The 15,847-nt window shown below is 67.5% G+C and carries 13 protein-coding genes and 1 pseudogene; 10 read left to right on the forward strand and 4 right to left on the reverse strand.

Annotation, left to right across the window (positions count from 1 at the left end):
• Window positions 1-117 precede the first annotated feature (117 nt).
• Together AB0B25_RS28065 and AB0B25_RS28070 are read right to left on the reverse strand one after the other, a co-directional pair.
• A pseudogene (locus tag AB0B25_RS28065) lies at window positions 118-1,056 on the reverse strand (transposase).
• Between the two features lie 99 nt (window positions 1,057-1,155).
• A complete protein-coding gene (locus AB0B25_RS28070; protein ID WP_357185574.1) occupies window positions 1,156-2,673 on the reverse strand; it encodes a sugar transferase in 1,518 nt (505 codons plus the stop codon).
• A 443-nt stretch (window positions 2,674-3,116) separates the two neighbouring features.
• Between AB0B25_RS28070 and AB0B25_RS28075 the strand changes: the two genes are divergently transcribed.
• Genes AB0B25_RS28075 through AB0B25_RS28090 form a run of 4 tightly spaced genes read left to right on the forward strand, consistent with a single transcriptional unit; the run spans window position 3,117 to window position 6,857 of the window.
• Window positions 3,117-4,397: a class I SAM-dependent methyltransferase gene (locus tag AB0B25_RS28075; protein ID WP_357185576.1), complete on the forward strand. Its 1,281-nt coding sequence runs from the start codon at window positions 3,117-3,119 to the stop codon at window positions 4,395-4,397.
• Window positions 4,397-5,170 (forward strand): sugar phosphate nucleotidyltransferase, encoded by a 774-nt coding sequence (locus AB0B25_RS28080; protein WP_357185579.1) that lies wholly within the window; start codon window positions 4,397-4,399, stop codon window positions 5,168-5,170. Before AB0B25_RS28075 ends, AB0B25_RS28080 begins: the two co-directional genes overlap by 1 nt.
• Window positions 5,149-5,817 (forward strand): PIG-L family deacetylase, encoded by a 669-nt coding sequence (locus AB0B25_RS28085; protein ID WP_357185582.1) that lies wholly within the window; start codon window positions 5,149-5,151, stop codon window positions 5,815-5,817. The genes AB0B25_RS28080 and AB0B25_RS28085 overlap by 22 nt, the downstream gene beginning before the upstream one ends.
• A gap of 5 nt (window positions 5,818-5,822) precedes the next feature.
• A complete protein-coding gene (locus tag AB0B25_RS28090; protein WP_357185658.1) occupies window positions 5,823-6,857 on the forward strand; it encodes an SDR family oxidoreductase in 1,035 nt (344 codons plus the stop codon).
• On the opposite strand, the gene rfbC is transcribed toward AB0B25_RS28090, so the two are convergent.
• Window positions 6,835-7,398 carry a dTDP-4-dehydrorhamnose 3,5-epimerase gene (rfbC, locus tag AB0B25_RS28095; protein WP_357185585.1) on the reverse strand — a complete coding sequence of 188 codons (564 nt, stop codon included), beginning with the start codon at window positions 7,396-7,398 and terminating at the stop codon, window positions 6,835-6,837. The genes AB0B25_RS28090 and rfbC overlap by 23 nt on opposite strands.
• Before the next feature lie 14 nt (window positions 7,399-7,412).
• On the opposite strand from rfbC, the gene AB0B25_RS28100 reads away from it, so the two are divergent.
• A complete protein-coding gene (locus AB0B25_RS28100) occupies window positions 7,413-8,606 on the forward strand; it encodes a class I SAM-dependent methyltransferase (RefSeq protein WP_357185588.1) in 1,194 nt (397 codons plus the stop codon).
• A gap of 170 nt (window positions 8,607-8,776) precedes the next feature.
• Here the strand turns inward: AB0B25_RS28100 and AB0B25_RS28105 are convergent, their stop codons facing one another.
• Window positions 8,777-9,595, reverse strand: coding sequence for a glycosyltransferase family 2 protein (locus AB0B25_RS28105; protein ID WP_357185591.1), 819 nt, complete (start codon window positions 9,593-9,595; stop codon window positions 8,777-8,779).
• 260 nt (window positions 9,596-9,855) lie between these two features.
• Between AB0B25_RS28105 and AB0B25_RS28110 the strand changes: the two genes are divergently transcribed.
• The 5 genes from AB0B25_RS28110 (at window position 9,856) to AB0B25_RS28130 (ending at window position 15,839) form a co-directional block, all read left to right on the forward strand.
• Window positions 9,856-10,932, forward strand: coding sequence for a glycosyltransferase family 4 protein (locus tag AB0B25_RS28110; RefSeq protein ID WP_357185661.1), 1,077 nt, complete (start codon window positions 9,856-9,858; stop codon window positions 10,930-10,932).
• The gene (locus tag AB0B25_RS28115; protein ID WP_357185594.1) at window positions 10,929-12,059 is read left to right on the forward strand and encodes a glycosyltransferase; all 1,131 of its coding nucleotides are present in this window, start codon (window positions 10,929-10,931) and stop codon (window positions 12,057-12,059) included. The genes AB0B25_RS28110 and AB0B25_RS28115 overlap by 4 nt, the downstream gene beginning before the upstream one ends.
• Window positions 12,060-12,223: 164 nt before the next feature.
• Window positions 12,224-13,477, forward strand: coding sequence for a lipopolysaccharide biosynthesis protein (locus AB0B25_RS28120; protein ID WP_357185664.1), 1,254 nt, complete (start codon window positions 12,224-12,226; stop codon window positions 13,475-13,477).
• Entirely contained in the window at window positions 13,474-14,490 is a 1,017-nt protein-coding gene (locus AB0B25_RS28125) for a glycosyltransferase (RefSeq protein ID WP_357185597.1), read from the forward strand. Before AB0B25_RS28120 ends, AB0B25_RS28125 begins: the two co-directional genes overlap by 4 nt.
• A gap of 83 nt (window positions 14,491-14,573) precedes the next feature.
• Window positions 14,574-15,839 (forward strand): hypothetical protein, encoded by a 1,266-nt coding sequence (locus tag AB0B25_RS28130; RefSeq protein ID WP_357185600.1) that lies wholly within the window; start codon window positions 14,574-14,576, stop codon window positions 15,837-15,839.
• Window positions 15,840-15,847: the final 8 nt, after the last annotated feature.

Genomic DNA, 15,847 nt, shown 5'->3' on the forward strand with positions numbered 1-15,847 from the left:
TTGATCGACCAGCGCACGCAGCTGCGAGTCACTGAAACCATCACCGGCCGAACCGGTCTCGCGATCAACCACATCAGTCATCGTGGTGCATCTCCATTCAGAGTTACACCGTTGTTCTTACAGTCCCCGGCGAATCACTCCGTTGGTGGCCAGGGTGAGACACCATGCCTGTTCGGTTTGGGTTTCCAGGTGCCGGGCGCGGATCATGCTTTCGTGGGCGTAGAGCAGGTCGCGGCGCAGGGCGTGCAGGGATTGTCGGGTAGCGGCGACGTATTGCTGCGCCGTCGCCCCCTCAGAGCCGGGCGAGCGAGTTACCCCGGACCTCGACTCGAGTAAGCCGCGACGGTCGGCGTGGCGGAAATCGAGCAGGTGCGACCTGCGGCGCGCGAGTTCAGCTCCTGGGATCACACCTATGGCGGTGGCCTGGTTCGTGAAGCGGTCTCGGCTCAGTTGCGCTATGCCGTGGTCGGCGGTGAACCACGCAAACGGAACTGCCGCGGCCAACACCCGTTCCAGCATGGCGATCACCTGCCGCGGTTTGGTGGCGAACCCCACGTCGTCGGGGATACCCGCAGCTCGGCAGCGGTCCCGATCATCGGTCCACGACTCGGGAATATAGAGTTCCCGGCCGATCAGAGCGTGCCCAAGTCGGGAGGCGTACGCCAGAAACACGCCGATCTGGCAGTTCTCCGTCCGACCGGCGGTACCCGCATACTGACGTTGCACCCCGGCCGATTTCACACCTTTGTTCAGGAAACCAGTCTCATCGGCGGCCACCACCGCCTCAGGGTCGCCCAGGTGGGCGACCACATAGGCGCGCATGTCGTCGCGGACCCGTCGAGGTCCCAGTCCGCTTTACGCTAAGCCGCTACATCCCCTCCGGGTCCGCGTCGACGGCACGCTCCGCGCAGTGTCGACCCGTTCTTGCGTTCCAGACCTGCCAACAGCCCCTACACATAGGCCCGCGCCCGAGCCCCGCGGCTCCGACCGCGCGAACCGACCCCCGATCCGCGACATCAACGAATCCAAATCGGCCACAACATGATCCAACGCCACACAACAGATGATCTACCAGCTCCAACCCGTACACGTGTCGGTGCAGTACTAGCGCGAGTGACCGTCGGAACAGCCGACTACCGCCGGCCCGCAGGGTCTTCAGTACGCTCCGTCACCCCGGGCCACCACACCGACCGTACGCGCGATCAGCCGCAGGTCCATCCGCATCGACACGTTCTCCACGTAGGACAGATCGAGCCGCACCGCGTCTTCGAGCGGAAGGTCCGACCGGCCACTGACCTGCCACAAGCCGGTCAGCCCTGGCTTCACGAGCAAGCGTCGACGCATCATGTGGTCGTAGGTGTCGACTTCCCGCCGCACCTGCGGTCGAGGCCCGACCACGCTCATCTCGCCACGCAGCACATTGAGGAACTGCGGCAGCTCGTCGAGACTGTACTTGCGCAGGAATCGCCCGACCGGCGTGACCCGGGGGTCGACCTTCATCTTGAAGAAGACCGGATTTCCACCCTGCTGTGCGATCAAAGCTTCGGCATATCGGTCGGCATCGTTGAACATACTTCGAAACTTGATCATGGGGAAGGGCAAGCCGTATCGGCCGATGCGTTCGGACAGGTAGAAGACCGGGCCGCGGCTGGTGGTCTTCACCGCGATCGCGATCGCCAGGAACGCCGGCAGCAGCAGCAGCAGGCACATCGTCGCGAAGACGATGTCGAAGGCCTTTTTGCTGACCGACCGAGCCCGCTCGTACTGCGGTTCGGCGATGTGCATCATCGGCATTCCCGCGACCTGCCGATTGGTGAGCCGGGATATGGCGATGTCGATCGCCCCTGGGGCCAGCATGAATTCGACGCCGAGCGCATCCAGTTCCCAAGCGAGTCTGCGCAACTCGGTCGGGCCGAGATGCCGGGTGGGACCGATGGCGACGGTGTCGGCGTGGGTGTGCACGACCGCCCGCAGCACGGCGCTGTCGTCACTGACGACAGCGACCGTGCCGCCGGCGAACGCCAGCGGCGCATCGCCTGATTGCCCACCCGGCACACAAACGCCCACGACGTTGTACCCGGCACCCGGGTCTGCAGCGAACGCCGCGGACATCGCCGCGGCCGCTTCGGCCGTGCCTACCACAAGGACGGCCGAACGATGGCGTCCCCGCCTGCGTTCCTTGGCAAGCTGGTGGCGCCACCATAATCGTCCACCGACCACCGCGAGTACGCCGGCCGGAAAGGCGATCGCGAGATATCCTCGGGCAAATTTGATTTCGAGCGCCAGTGACATGAGTGCCAGGACGCCGAACAGGTGCATCGTCGCCGACATCAGCCGCCGGAATTCCTCGATACCGCTTCCGACCAGCTGCGGCGCACGGCTGCCCGCGCTACCGAGGATCGCGAACCAGCCGATGACCAGCGCGCCCGATACCATCGTGTAACCGACCCGGTGGGGCTGCTCCCAGGCCAGAGGCGGAGCGCCGCCCCCATTGAAACGGATCAGTTGCGCACTTCCCACAGCGATGGATAGGGCGGCGAAATCGGTGATGGCGAGACGGCGTACGTACTCCGATCGCCAGGCCTTTCGGGTCGAGACGGTAACCGGGGGAACCGCGAAAGATCGTGGGATTTCGGCGGTCCCATTCCATTCCGGGACAGCCTTGTATTTCATCAAGAGAACACCCCTCCTGGGGCAACGGTGGAATTGCTACCCGATCCGAAGATCGGCTGTCCCCCGGCAGCGTCCCGACCGCCATTACCGAGCGCCTCCTCGGCACTTGATCGGCAAACATCTGTCGCCGGTCAGGAGCAATGCGCGAGGTAGCGTGACCGGGATGCTAACTGACGCAAGTCGATTGAGCGACCCATCGTGATACGCATTGGGAATAACACCACGAACTCGGATATCAAATGTGCTCTATATCACAGCTAGTAACATTGGTGGAATCCCACCGATATTGCCGTCGGTACGCCGAGGGTCGCAACAGGTGCGGTCGGTACCGCGAATGACGTTCTCGTCGCGCGCATCTCGTGATACGCCGGGCAGCTTCTGCTTCCGTGTGCCGCGAAAGGCGTTCCGGCGGGCCGAGACGCTTCGAGCAAAGGATCCGATCTGTGCGCTGTCGACTCTGTGACTCCGAGAGGCTGTCCAGCATTCTGGACCTCGGCGCCACACCGCCGTGCGAATCGTTCCTTACCGCCGATCAGCTCGACCTACCCGAGCCGACCTATCCCTTGCACCTGAGAGTGTGCGCCGACTGTCTGCTACTGCAGATCCCGGCGCTGATCACGCCGGAGGACACCTTCACCGAATACGCCTACTTCTCCTCCTACTCCGACAGCTGGGTCCGGCACGCGGGCGAGTTCGTCGACACCGCGACCACACGGCTGGGGCTGGGCAGGAACTCCTTCGTGGTGGAGGTCGCCAGTAACGACGGCTACCTATTGCGCCACGTCGTCGACCGCGACATCCGATGCCTGGGCATCGAGCCCTCGGCCAACGTCGGAGCAGCGGCTCGCGAGTCGGGCGTGCCCACGGAAATCACCTTCCTCCACGAGGATTCCGCACGCCGCATCCGTGCCGAGCACGGCCCCGCAGATCTGGTGATCGCCAACAACGTCTACGCCCACATCCCGGATCTGCGCGGGTTCACTCGTGCGCTGCGCATCCTGCTGGCGGATGACGGCATGCTGACCATCGAGGTCCACCATGCGCTGAACTTGGTCGAGTTCGGTCAGTTCGACACCATCTACCATGAGCATTTCCAGTACTACACCGTGCTGTCGGCGCAGCGTGCGCTCGCTGTCGCCGGACTGACCGTGGTCGATGTCGATCGGCTGCCGACGCACGGCGGATCGATCCGGCTGTGGGTGCGCCCCGCTGCCGCCGCGGAGGCGGTGAGCGACCGGGTGCGGGTGGTGCTCGACCTCGAGCGGGCCGCGGGACTGCACTCGGTGGCCGGCTACACATCGCTGCGGCGGCGTGCCGAATCGGTGCGACACGAGTTGCTTCGATTCCTGCTCGACTGCAGACACCAGCGCAAACGCGTCGCCGGATACGGTGCACCGGGCAAGGGCAACACACTGCTCAACTATTGCGGGATCCGACCTGATCTGCTCGAGTACACCGTAGACCGTAACCCGTACAAACACGGCAGATTCACACCAGGAACGCGAATCCCGATCCACCCGCCCGCCCGGCTCGACGCTGATCGCCCGGACGTGATCGTGGTGCTGCCCTGGAATCTCGAGGCCGAAATCACCGCACAGTTACGGCAAGTCGCCGAGTGGGGCGGTCGGCTCGCCTACCCCTTGCCCGAGCTGCACGTGATCGATCCGGCGTCCCCGGCCCGCACCGTGCCGGCAGGAGCCGAGTCGAAAGGAAACCGGCGCTGATGAAAGTCGTTTTGTTCTGCGGTGGCTACGGCATGCGCATGCGTGGCGGCAGCGATGACATGGTGCCCAAGCCGATGCAACTCGTCGGCTCCCGCCCCTTGCTCTGGCACGTGATGCGGTACTACGCGCACTACGGTCACACCGAATTCATCTTGTGCCTCGGATACGGCGCCGAGCACATCAAGAATTTCTTCCTCACCTACCGGGAGTCGGCGTCCAACGACTTCGTGATCCGCAACGGCCGGGTCGAATTGCTCGGCAGCGATATCGACGACTGGACGATCACCTTGGTCGATACCGGCGTGGCGTCGGCCATCGGAGAGCGCCTGCGCCGGGTGCGCGAGCACCTCGGCGACGACGAGCACTTCCTGGCCAACTACGCCGACGTCCTCACCGACGCTCCCCTGGACGAGATGATCACCCAGTTCCACGCTTCGGGGGCGGCGGCATCTCTCATGGTGGTGCCACCGCAATCATCGTTCCACTGCGTGGACCTCAGCACTACCGGCGAAGTCAAGGACATCGTTCCCGTGGCGAATATGCCGCTGTGGGAGAACGGCGGCTATTTCGTGCTCGGCCGCGAGATCTTCGACCTGCTGCCACCCGGTGGAGATCTGGTGGAGGATGCCTGCGGAGCGCTCGCCGGCCAGGGCCGGTTGTTCGGCTACCGTCACGACGGATTCTGGAAGCCGGCGGATACATTCAAGGAGCGCGCCGAGCTCGACGCGGCCTACCGCAGCGGACACCGCCCATGGATGGTGTGGGAGCCGTGATCGCGCTGCTCTCTCCGCGGCCCGCCGAGATCGCCCTGCTCGGCGCGCATTGCGATGACATCCCGATCGGCATGGGCGCCACGCTGTTGTCGCTGACCCGCGCCCATCCGGGTGTGCGGGTGCGCGCGCTGGTCCTCTCCGGTGCCGGCACCGAGCGCGAAGAGGAGGAACGGGCGGCGCTCACCGCCTTCTGCGCGGGACGGACACCGGAGTTGACGGTGCTCGACGTCCCGGATGGACGAGCACCCGCGCACTGGGATCGGATCAAGACGGCCGTAGCGGAGTTTCGCCGGGCGGGTGAACCGGACCTGGTGTTCGCCCCGCAACCAGGCGACGCGCACCAAGATCACCGCACGCTCGCGGAGCTGGTGCCGACCGAGTTCCGCGACCACCTGATCCTCGGCTACGAGATCCTCAAGGCGGAGGTCGACACACCGGCGCCGACCGTTTTCCACCCGGTCGACGCGGAACTGCTCCAGCGGAAATCACAACTGCTGCACCGTTATTACCCGTCCCAGATCGGTCGCGACTGGTTCGACGAAAGCGCGTTCCTGGCCGCCGCGCGGATCCGCGGCGTGCAGTGCCGCACCGAGTACGCCGAAGCCTTCGTGGTGGACAAGGCCGTCATTCGATGGGAGAAGCAGTGACAACGATGCGAGTCCTGGTCACCGGGCATCAGGGATACCTGGGCACCGTCATGGTCCCGATACTGCGGGCCGCCGGGCACGAGGTCGTCGGGCTCGACACCGGCTGGTTCGCCGACTGTCTGCTCGGCGAGTTCTCCGGCGATCCGGTGGGTCTGCGCCTCGATCTGCGATCGGTGGAGATCGAGGACCTTCGCGGCCTCGACGCGGTCGTCCATCTCGCCGCGCTGTCCAATGATCCTTTGGGCGCGCTCGCGCCGGAAGTCACCCATGAGATCAACCATCGCGCCTCGGTGCGTCTGGCTCGGCTCGCGAAAGAAGCCGGTGTGTCACGGTTTTTGTACGCCTCCACCTGCTCGGTGTACGGCGCGGCCGGAGACGAGCTGGTGACCGAGTCGGCGCCGCTGCGGCCGATCACCCCGTACGCCGAGTCGAAGGTGCGGGTCGAAGACGACGTCGCGGCGCTGGCGGACGACCACTTCGTTCCGGTGTTCCTGCGCAACGCCACCGCGTTCGGATTCTCGCCTCGTCCCCGCGCTGACATCGTGCTCAACAATCTCGTCGGTCACGCCGTCCTCACCGGTGTGGTCAAGGTGCTTTCCGACGGCACGCCCTGGCGGCCGCTGGTCCACGCCCGCGACATCGCGGCAGCCTTCGAACGCTGCCTCACCGCACCGGCATCGGCCGTCGCCGGCCGTGCGTTCAACATCGGCACCGAGCGAAACAACCTCACCGTTGCCGAGATCGCCGAGTCGGTAGTGGCCACCGTGCCGGGGTCGCGGCTGCTGGTCACCGGTGAGACCGGGGCCGACCCACGCTCCTACCGGGTCGACTTCTCCTCCGCTCGTACGGAACTCGGGTTCGAGGCGCAGTGGTCGGTGCCCGACGGCGCCGCCGAACTCTACCGTGAGTACACCGAACGTGGCCTCACCCACGACGCCTTCTTCCAGCGATTCACGCGACTCACGTGGCTCGAGCGGCTGCGCGTCTCCGGCGCACTGGACCCGCGTCTGCGTGCGGTCACCGCACCGGCGACAGGGTAGCGCGCAGATGGTCCCATCGTCCGGCGTTCGCGTCGCGATCCGACACCACCGTCACCGGCAGCGGCCAGGCGATCACCAAGTCCGGATCGTCGAAGGCGACGCTGAGATCCTCGGCAGGATCGTGCGGCCGATCGATGCGGTAGCACACGTCCGCGGTGTCGGTGAGTGCTTGGAATCCGTGCAGAAATCCCGGCGGCACATACAGGTGCCAAAATTCCTCGTCGTCGAGCCGGAACGCCTGCGTCCGGCCGAACGTCGGCGACGACGGCCGGATATCGACCAGTACGTCGTGCACCGCGCCGTGTGCGCAGCGGATCAACTTGGCCTCCCCGCGCCCGGATCGGCCGTGCATGCCGCGTACCACCCCCCGGCGCGACCGGGACTGCGAGTCCTGCACGAAAGTGGCCGAAATTCCAGGAATCCCCAGGTGGGAGTCGAATTCGGCGGCATCGAAGGTCCGGGTGAAAAGGCCCCGGTCGTCTCGGACGGGTGCTGGGACCAGGACCACCACGTCGACCAGGTCGGTCTGCTCGATACGCACACCGACATCGTGTCATGACCGGCCGCTGCCGCGCCTGCTCCGGCGCCGTTCTGCACACCGTTCTGGATCTCGGGACGGTGCCCGCGGCCGATGATTTCCCGCCCTCGGCACAGCCGACTCCGGCGGATACCACGCATCCCCTGCGGATGGTGCGGTGTGCGCAATGCGAGCTGGCACAGCTCGCCGAAGACGACACCGTGGGGTCCGAACCCCGTGGAGTGGAGCCGCAGGCCCTCCGTGATCAGGCCGCCGACGCGATCGCGCGGGTCGACGCGGCCGGCCTGCTGCGTGGCAACACGGTTATCGAATTCGGCAGTCCGCACGGTGGTTCGTGGCTGCCGTTGCTGGCCGAGCGTGGTTGCACAGAAGCCGATGCGGCACAGGCGGACCTGGTCCTGGACTGTTTCGGCATCATGCACGAACCCGACCAGCGGGCCGCCTTCGCCGCCCGCGCCGCGGCCGTCGCTCCAGACGGGGTGTTGCTGCTGCAGTACCACACGCTCGCCGCCATCGTGGCACATCGGCAGTGGAACGCGGTGCGCCACGGGCATTTCGCGTACTACTCCCTGCATGCGCTGAGCTCGGCGCTCACCGACGCGGGCATGGGCGTGACCACCGCGTGGGAGTTCGACCTCTACGGCGGGACGGTGCTGGTGGCAGCTCGGCGCGGCCCCGTCGCGCCCGACCACACCGTGCGCGCGATCCTGTCCCGCGAACGAGAACTCATCACCTGGGAATCGCTGCGCCGGCTACAGCGGTTCGTGGACGATCACGTGCGCGCGCTGCGGAACTGGTTGATCGACGCGGCCGCGGCCGGGGAGCGGGTCTACGCCTACGGCGCCGCGTCCCGGGCGGTCGCCCTGCTGTCGCTGGCCGGTGCGCACCAGGGGCTTGTCGCCGGAGTAGCCGATGTCGCGCCCGCCAAGCAGGGACGCCGAATGCCCGGCACCGACATCCCGATCATCAGCCCACAGGAGCTGATCGCGGCAGCACCCGACCGGGTGCTGTTGACGCTGCCCGACCTGCTGGGTGAAGTGTCGTCCGGACTTCCGGAACTCGACGGTCGCTGGTTCCTCGACGATCCCCGCGGACCCAGAAAAGGAGGTGTGGACGACGGAACCCCCATCCTGGGACTCCATCCCAACAGTCACACCTCCCGGGCCGCACGCGGCCAGCAGCTCACGAGCGAAGGACAGCCGTACCGATGAACACCACCCCTCGGATGCGCCGACACCGGCTGCACTCGACGGCATACTCGGTCGAACCGGCCACGGCACTGATAGTCGTGGCTGTCTTGCCGGTGTGCGGCGGCACCGCCGATGTCGACGGCACGAGCTCGACGGTGGACGCTACCGGACAGAAGCAACCGCGATCGTGCTCAGCGGCCGACCATAGCCCGCGCGCGCACTCGCAGCCGCGTCCCCAACGCCCGGACCAGACGCAGATCACCGGCCAGCACGTCGGCCGGACGCACGAGATCCGGGTGATCGGCGCCCAGGCGATGATGGAATCGCAGCTGCTCGGTGAGCTTGCTACGGGTCGAGGTGCGACTGCACAGGTTGAACGAGGAGTTCCGCCACGCGGCCACGATGTCGCCGAGCCCGACGAAAGCGCCGCGGCTGCCCACGCGGGCGAACACATCCACATCCATCGGAAACACCAGGTCGCCGCGCAGTCCGCCGACCGCGTCGTAGTCGGTGCGCCGGAACATGGCGGCCGCCGTGGGGCCGAACTCGGCCGGCCCGCGCCGCACGATCACCCGGGCCAGCTGGCGGCTGCCGTGCCTGCCGACCAGCTGCGGCAGCCCCAGCCCCGTCTCGAGAATGTCGCCGGACTCGTCGATCACGTCGAACCTGCCCGCGCACAACGCGATCGCGTCGTCGTCGAACTCCGCCGACTGCGCGGCGAGGGCGCCGGGACGCAGGATGTCGTCAGCGCAGACCACCTTCACGAGATCCCCGGTGGATTCCCGGATCACCCGGTCCCAATTGGCGCCGATCGGCAGTACCCGATCGTTGCGCAGCACACGCACGCGCGGATCGCGCCGCGCTCGCGCGATGTCACCGGTGCGGTCGGTGCTCGCGTTGTCGAGGATCACGACTTCGAAATCGAGATCTTGCGCCAGCACCGAGTCCAGGGTTTCGGACAGAGTTCGTTCCGCGTTGTAGGCCGGCACGCACACCGACAGTTTCCGCATTCCAAGCTGCTCCTTTGTCAGAATCACGAGAAGACATTGCCTCGTAATCGCCGAAACTATGCCACATTTCACCGCGAGTTGGCATCTGCATTTGGAATTCCCAGTGCCGGATATCGGTTACCGCACATCTGCGCGACCAGGATGAATCCGGTGTGCAGCCTTATACTTTCCGGCCCTGAACGAGTTCGGCGGACGACTTCACGCTGCCGCAGACGGGACGAGGGGACCGGGTCATGACGAGTGCGTCCGGCGCGGTGAAGGTGCACATGACCGGATCGGAATGGTTCGGCGCCGCGCCCGGCGGCCTGGGCCGATATTTCACGGACTTGCACGGTGCTTTACTGGATATCCCTGGGATTTCGATATCGGCCGCCGCATTCGGCCTGCCCGACCGAACGCATGCCGGGGCCCGATCCTGGGGGCCGGTCGGCGGGGCGACCCTGCGCCGCGTCCGCACCGCGTTCTGCGCTCGCGATGTATTGGACCCCGGCACGGTCGTGGATCGCCACTTCTGCCTCTACGGCCCGGCCGCCCGGGACCGGCGCGGTCGCCGGCTACCACTCGTCGTGCATTTCCACGGCCCGTGGGCGGCGGAAAGTCGAATGCACGGAGAGCATCCCGTCGCAGCCTTCGCCAAATACCTCATCGAACGTATGCGATACGTTTGCGCGGATCGTTTCGTGGTGCTCTCGGAACACTTCCGCAACGTGCTGTGCGCCGATTACCGCATCGCGCCCGATCGCGTCGAGGTGATCGCGCCCGGGGTCGATCTCACCCGGTTCCGCCCCGCCCCGGTCCCCGCGTCTACGCCGGTCGTGCTCTGTGTGCGGCGGCTGGAGCGCCGGATGGGGATCGATGTGTTGCTGCGCGCCTGGCCCGGGGTGCTCGCCGACCACCCGGAGGCTCGTCTTGTCATCGTCGGAACCGGCAGCGCCGAGGCGAATCTCCGGCGCGGAGCCACCGAGGGTGGGTTCGACGGCAGCGTCGAGTTCACCGGCCGGATTCCCGACCATGAGCTGGCCGCCCGCTACACCTCCGCCACACTCACGGTGGTGCCGACCGTAGCCCTGGAGGGATTCGGCCTGATCGCCCTCGAGTCGCTCGCCGCGGGCCGGGCGCCGGTGGTCACCCGGTGCGGCGGTTTGCCCGACGCCGTGCAGGGCCTGGATCCGTCGCTGATCGTGCCGCCCAGCGACCCCACCGCGCTCGCGGCTCGGATCAGCGCGGCGATCGCGGGCTGTCGGCCCACACCGGCGCAATGCCGCGCCCACGCGGAGACTTTCAGCTGGCATGTCGCCGCCCGGCGGCATGCGGCGCTGTACCGGGAGCTCGCATGAGTGGACCCGCGGTCTTCCTCGGCCACACCGCCGCGCCCTCCGGGGCCGAATTGGCCACCCTGCGGCTACTGCGCACGCTGCGGACGCAGGGCACCGAAGTGGCGCTGGTGTGCACCGAGGACGGCCCGGTGATGGCCCGTGCGCGATACGAGGGGATCGAGACTCGTGTCGTGACAGGCCGATTCGACAGCCGGGCGATGACCACCGGATCCGGTCCGTTGCGGCTGATCACCGGGTTTCTCGCGCTGCTGCGGCTGGGATGGACAGTCGGAGGCGCGGTCCGCGAGCTGCGCGCTCGGGTTGTGGTCGCGGCGAGCAGCAAAGCGCTCGTGCTGGGGGCGGTCGCGGCCCGACGCGCGCGGGTGCCGCTCGTCTGGCAGGTCCACGACCGAGTGTCCCGGGACTACTTCGGCTTGCTTCCGGCCACCACGATCCGGCTGCTGGCCGCCCTGGTCTGCCGGGGAATGCTCGCCAACAGTCACGGCACCCGGGACACGCTGCCCGGGCGTGTCCCGGCGGCCGTCGCCTATCCCGGCGTCGCCCTGCCGGCCGCACCGCCGTCGCCGCGCGGCCGCGCGGCCGGCGACGCGGTCGTGGTCGTCGTGGGACGGCTGAGCCCCTGGAAGGGCCAGGACGTGTTCCTGCGAGCCCTGGCGGCGGTGCCGACCCGGCCGGCTGCGGTGTACCTCGTCGGCGGGACGTTCTTCGATGAGCAGCCGTTCCGGCAGTACCTGGAACGACTCGCCGACGAACTCGGTCTGGCCGTGACCTTCACCGGCCACGTCGACGACCCCGACCGGTACCTCGCCGAGGCCGACGTGCTCGTGCACTGCTCAGTACTGCCCGAGCCGTTCGGGCAGGTGGTCGTGGAGGGTATGGCCGCAGGCTGCGCGGTGATCGCGACGGTGCCCGGCGGCCCCGCCGAGATCATCGACGACGGGCGTACCGGCCGATTGGTGCCTGCCGGTGACGAAGCCGCCCTCACTACGGCTCTCACCGAACTGCTCGGTGATCCGGCCGCACGCGCCCGGATCGCCGCCGCGGGCGCCGACCGCGCGCGCGACTTCGACATCCGCACCACGGCACTTGTGGTCACCCGCTTCCTCGACGAGGTGGCGCCGCGTTGACCGAACCCGATTACCTGGCCACACTGACCACGGACATCTTCCCCAGGGTCGATCTGCCCCAACGCCCCAGCGGGGTGCACCGGCGCACCGACGGGGCGCGCGGGGCAGGAGGTGGTGGCGCGCACAGCAAGCCGAGCCGGTTCGAGGTGCTCGGCGACATCGCCATGGTGAGTTTCGGCAGATACGGTCAGTACATCGTCACGGTCGTGACCGTGCCGCTGATCGCCCGGGTGCTCGGTGCCCACGGCCTCGGACTGCTCGCCATCGGCATGTCGGCCTACTTCATCGGCTCGCTCGTCGTGGATCTGGGAGTCACGCAGTTCCTGTCCGCCCGCGTGCCGGAGATCAACGCGCGCAAGGACACCCGCTTGCGGGAGATCAACCAGCTGCGTGGCGACTATCTGGCCATCCGGCTCACCACGGCGACGCTGTTCGGTGTCGCGCTCGCCGCAGCCTCGGCCGTGCGCGTGCCGGAAACCGCGCAGATGGTGCTGCTCGGGCTGTTCGTCGGTGGCTTCTGGTCGCTGTCGGAGGACTGGCTGCTGATCGGTGAGGGGCGATTCGGCACCTCCACCGCGTATCAGACCGTCGGCCGGCTGTGCTATCTCGGACTGCTGGTCGGCTTGCTCCCTCAGCTGCCGAACTCGCACATCGCCCTGCTGTGCCTACTGCTGTCTTCGGTGCCGACGGTGGCGTTGACCTGGTGGGACGCTTGGCGCCGATACGGGTCGCCGGCCCGTCCTCGCTACTACGGCGTCGTGCTGCGCCGCAGCGTGCCGGTGTTCGTCTCCCGGTTCCTGGTCACCGGCTACGGTCAGAGCGCGGCGACGCTGTACTCGACCGTGCTCGACGCCGTCTCGCTGGGGCTGTACTCGGCAGGCGACCGCCTGGTGCGGGCGGTCCAATCACTGCTCGACGCCATCGGCTTCGCGCTGCTGCCACGGATGGCCCGGCGCGGCGACGACCGCGGGTTCTGGCGGCACAGTCTGCAGGCGCTGGCCGTGACCGTCGCCGTCGCCGCACTCGCTTCGGTCGGCATCTGGCTGGCCGCGCCACTGCTGATCCGGCTGGTCTTCGGTACCGAATTCGCCGCGTCCACCGGCCTGCTGCGGATCGAGGTGCTGATTCTGCCCGCCACGACGGTCACCTCCTTCATCACCACGGCCATCCTGCCGGTGCGCCAGGACACCACCGGCGTCCTGATCGGCGCGCTGTTGGGGACTCTCGTCGCCGCCGGCGCACTGGTGCTGACCATACGGACCCGCTCGGTGCACACCCTGGTCTACGGCCTGCTGATGGCCGAAATCACCGTCGCCACTTGGCATCTGCTGCGGGTGCGCTTCCTGACGCGCCGCGACCGGGCCGAAGCCGACACCGTGCCCCTGCCGATCGTGCCCCGGAAGGAAATCCGACCATGAGAATTCTGTTCGTCGGCGACGACTGGCTCGGCAGCAACGCGCGTTCGCTGGCCGACGGCTTTCGTCAGGCCGGCCACGACGTGCTCGTGATCGACTCCACACCGGTGACCCTCCCGGCCAGGCTGTCGCCGCCGTGGGTGTACGCGAAGGCGACCGGTCGACGCGACCGGCGCACGGTCGAACGGGTACACGCCCAGATCGAACGAAACGCTGCCACATTCCGGCCCGACATGCTGTTCGTGTTCAAAGGGATCCATCTGGACCAGCAGCGACTGCTCGACGTGCCCGCCGAATTGCATGTGCACTACAGCCCGGACGACGTGTTTAATCCCGAGAACCTGACCGATGCCTACCTGGCCGCCGAACCCGGCTGGGACCTCATCGTCACCACCAAACAGCACAACGTGCCGGAGTTGCTGGCGCGTGGCGCCCGTGCCGCGGGCTTCGTGCTCAGCGCTTACGACCCGGCCTGGCATCATCCGGCGGCGCGCCGAGGCACAGGTGATTATCTGGTCGGTTTCATCGGAGTGTGCCGACCCGACCGACGCGCCGAACTGGTGTCGTTGGCACGCCGCTACGGACCGCGCCTGCTGGTCCGCGGCCCCGGCTGGCGCCGAGTCGCGGAGTTGCGCGCCACGCGCGCCGTTGTCGGCGGCGCGGTGTACGGCTCGGGGTACTCCGCGACGATCGCCGAGGTGACAGCCAATCTGGTGCTGCTCAACTCCGGCAACCGCGACACCCACACCTGCCGTACCTTCGAGGTGCCCGCGGCCGGTGGATTGTTCGTTGGTGAACGCACCGGCGAACACGCCGAGCTGTTGCGCGACACCGTCGAGTGTTTCCTGTTCGACGGCGCAGACGAACTGGTCTCGATTCTCGATTGGGTGGCCGCCCACCCGGTGCGGGCGGCCGAGGTCGCGGCGGCCGGGCACCGGCGGATCACCGCCGCGGGGCATCGTTATGTGGATCGCGCCCGACAGATCGTCGGCCTCGCCGCGGAGGTCGGGAACTGAACGCCTACACCGAAATAGCCGCCGTCGCGGCTGCACTGGTCACGATCGCGGCGGCCGCGCTGTGGGTTCCCGGTATCGCCCGCGTGTTCTTCATCGCGCAGTCCCTGTTCTGGTCGTTGTCCTACGTGGCGCGGCCGCTGGTGCTGCTCGTAGTGCGACCCGACCCGCACTACGGCGACAACATCTCCGACCCCCGGCTGGCTGGACTGGGGTACGACCGCGGGATCGGTCTGGTACTCGACCACGTGGTGTTCGGCTTGTGGTGTTACGCGCTCCTGGTGATCGGTTACGCGCTCTGGCGGCGGCGGCACCCCCCGAGCCCTGTCCCGGCCGCGGTCGCAGACCCCGACATGATGCCGACGCTGATCGTGCTCTACGCACTCGGGCTGTTGGGGCGGGCGGCATCCGTGGCCACCGGATCGCTGGACGCGGCCGGTGAGGTCAGCAGCGGCAACCCCCTGCTCAGTTTCGTCGCCACGTTCGCCGGGATCGCGGCGCTCGGGATGATCGTCTTCCTCCGGCCGGCGCGGCCGCAGACCACGGCGCTGGTGCTCGGCGCGCTGTTCGCGGGCGAACTGTACTGGTCGTCGGCCGTGCAGTCCAAGACACCGATTCTCGCCGCCGCACTCGGGCTGGCCGTGCGGTTTTCGATGCTCGGCTGGAACCGGCGCACCACGATCGGCGTGGCGCTGATCGGCGTGCTCGGCGTCGTAGGGTTCGGCTGGCTGCAGTCGTTCAAGAACTCCGGCACGGCCGCGCTCGACGCCACCGTCGTCGACTCCCGCTACCCGGAGAACGTCCGGCCGTTCCTGAGTATCCTGCGGCGCTTCGACCTGCTCGAAGCCGCCACCGACGCCTACTTCGTCGGTCCCGGGGGCTGGCTGTCGCCGGGCGAGGTTCTCCACCACGCGAGCCTGAGCCTGATCCCGGCTCAGGTACTCGGTATCGAGAAGCTCCAATCCGGTACAGCCTGGGCCAACGACGTGCGTGGCGCGTCGGTGGACATGAGCACCGTGTCGGTGTCCCTCGCCGAGGGCAACGTCAACGAAGGCTATCTGCTCGGCGGCGAGGCCGGCGTGTTCGTCGCCGTCGTGTTCACCTTCGGGCTGCTGCTCGCGTGGGAGCGCGCACTGTATTCGCGGTTCTTCCCGGTCCTGGTGCTGGGGCTCGCGATCACCGGCGCCTCCACCCTGTTCGAACGGGGCATTCTGGGCAGCTTCGAGAATCTCGGCAAGTTCGCCCAGTCGGCCGTTCTCGCCTGGTTCGTCCATCTGATCGTCACGGAATTCCGCCGCCGCCCGACGCCGTTCCCGTCACCGGCGCACGCTTCAGCAGTTACGAAGATATGAGGTCGCAG

The sequence above is a fragment of the Nocardia sp. NPDC049190 genome, assembly GCF_040648115.1.
Lineage (GTDB): Bacteria > Actinomycetota > Actinomycetes > Mycobacteriales > Mycobacteriaceae > Nocardia.

Excerpts from the sequence above, each read along its gene's own strand:
- AB0B25_RS28105 (WP_357185591.1), bottom strand. The coding sequence starts at position 9,595 with ATGCGGAAACTGTCGGTGTGCGTGCCGGCCTACAACGCGGAACGAACT.
- AB0B25_RS28070 (WP_357185574.1), bottom strand. The coding sequence starts at position 2,673 with ATGAAATACAAGGCTGTCCCGGAATGGAATGGGACCGCCGAAATCCCA.
- AB0B25_RS28100 (WP_357185588.1), top strand. The coding sequence starts at position 7,413 with ATGACCGGCCGCTGCCGCGCCTGCTCCGGCGCCGTTCTGCACACCGTT.
- AB0B25_RS28125 (WP_357185597.1), top strand. The coding sequence starts at position 13,474 with ATGAGAATTCTGTTCGTCGGCGACGACTGGCTCGGCAGCAACGCGCGT.
- AB0B25_RS28085 (WP_357185582.1), top strand. The coding sequence starts at position 5,149 with ATGGATGGTGTGGGAGCCGTGATCGCGCTGCTCTCTCCGCGGCCCGCC.
- AB0B25_RS28115 (WP_357185594.1), top strand. The coding sequence starts at position 10,929 with ATGAGTGGACCCGCGGTCTTCCTCGGCCACACCGCCGCGCCCTCCGGG.
- AB0B25_RS28090 (WP_357185658.1), top strand. The coding sequence starts at position 5,823 with ATGCGAGTCCTGGTCACCGGGCATCAGGGATACCTGGGCACCGTCATG.
- AB0B25_RS28080 (WP_357185579.1), top strand. The coding sequence starts at position 4,397 with ATGAAAGTCGTTTTGTTCTGCGGTGGCTACGGCATGCGCATGCGTGGC.
- AB0B25_RS28120 (WP_357185664.1), top strand. The coding sequence starts at position 12,224 with ATGGTGAGTTTCGGCAGATACGGTCAGTACATCGTCACGGTCGTGACC.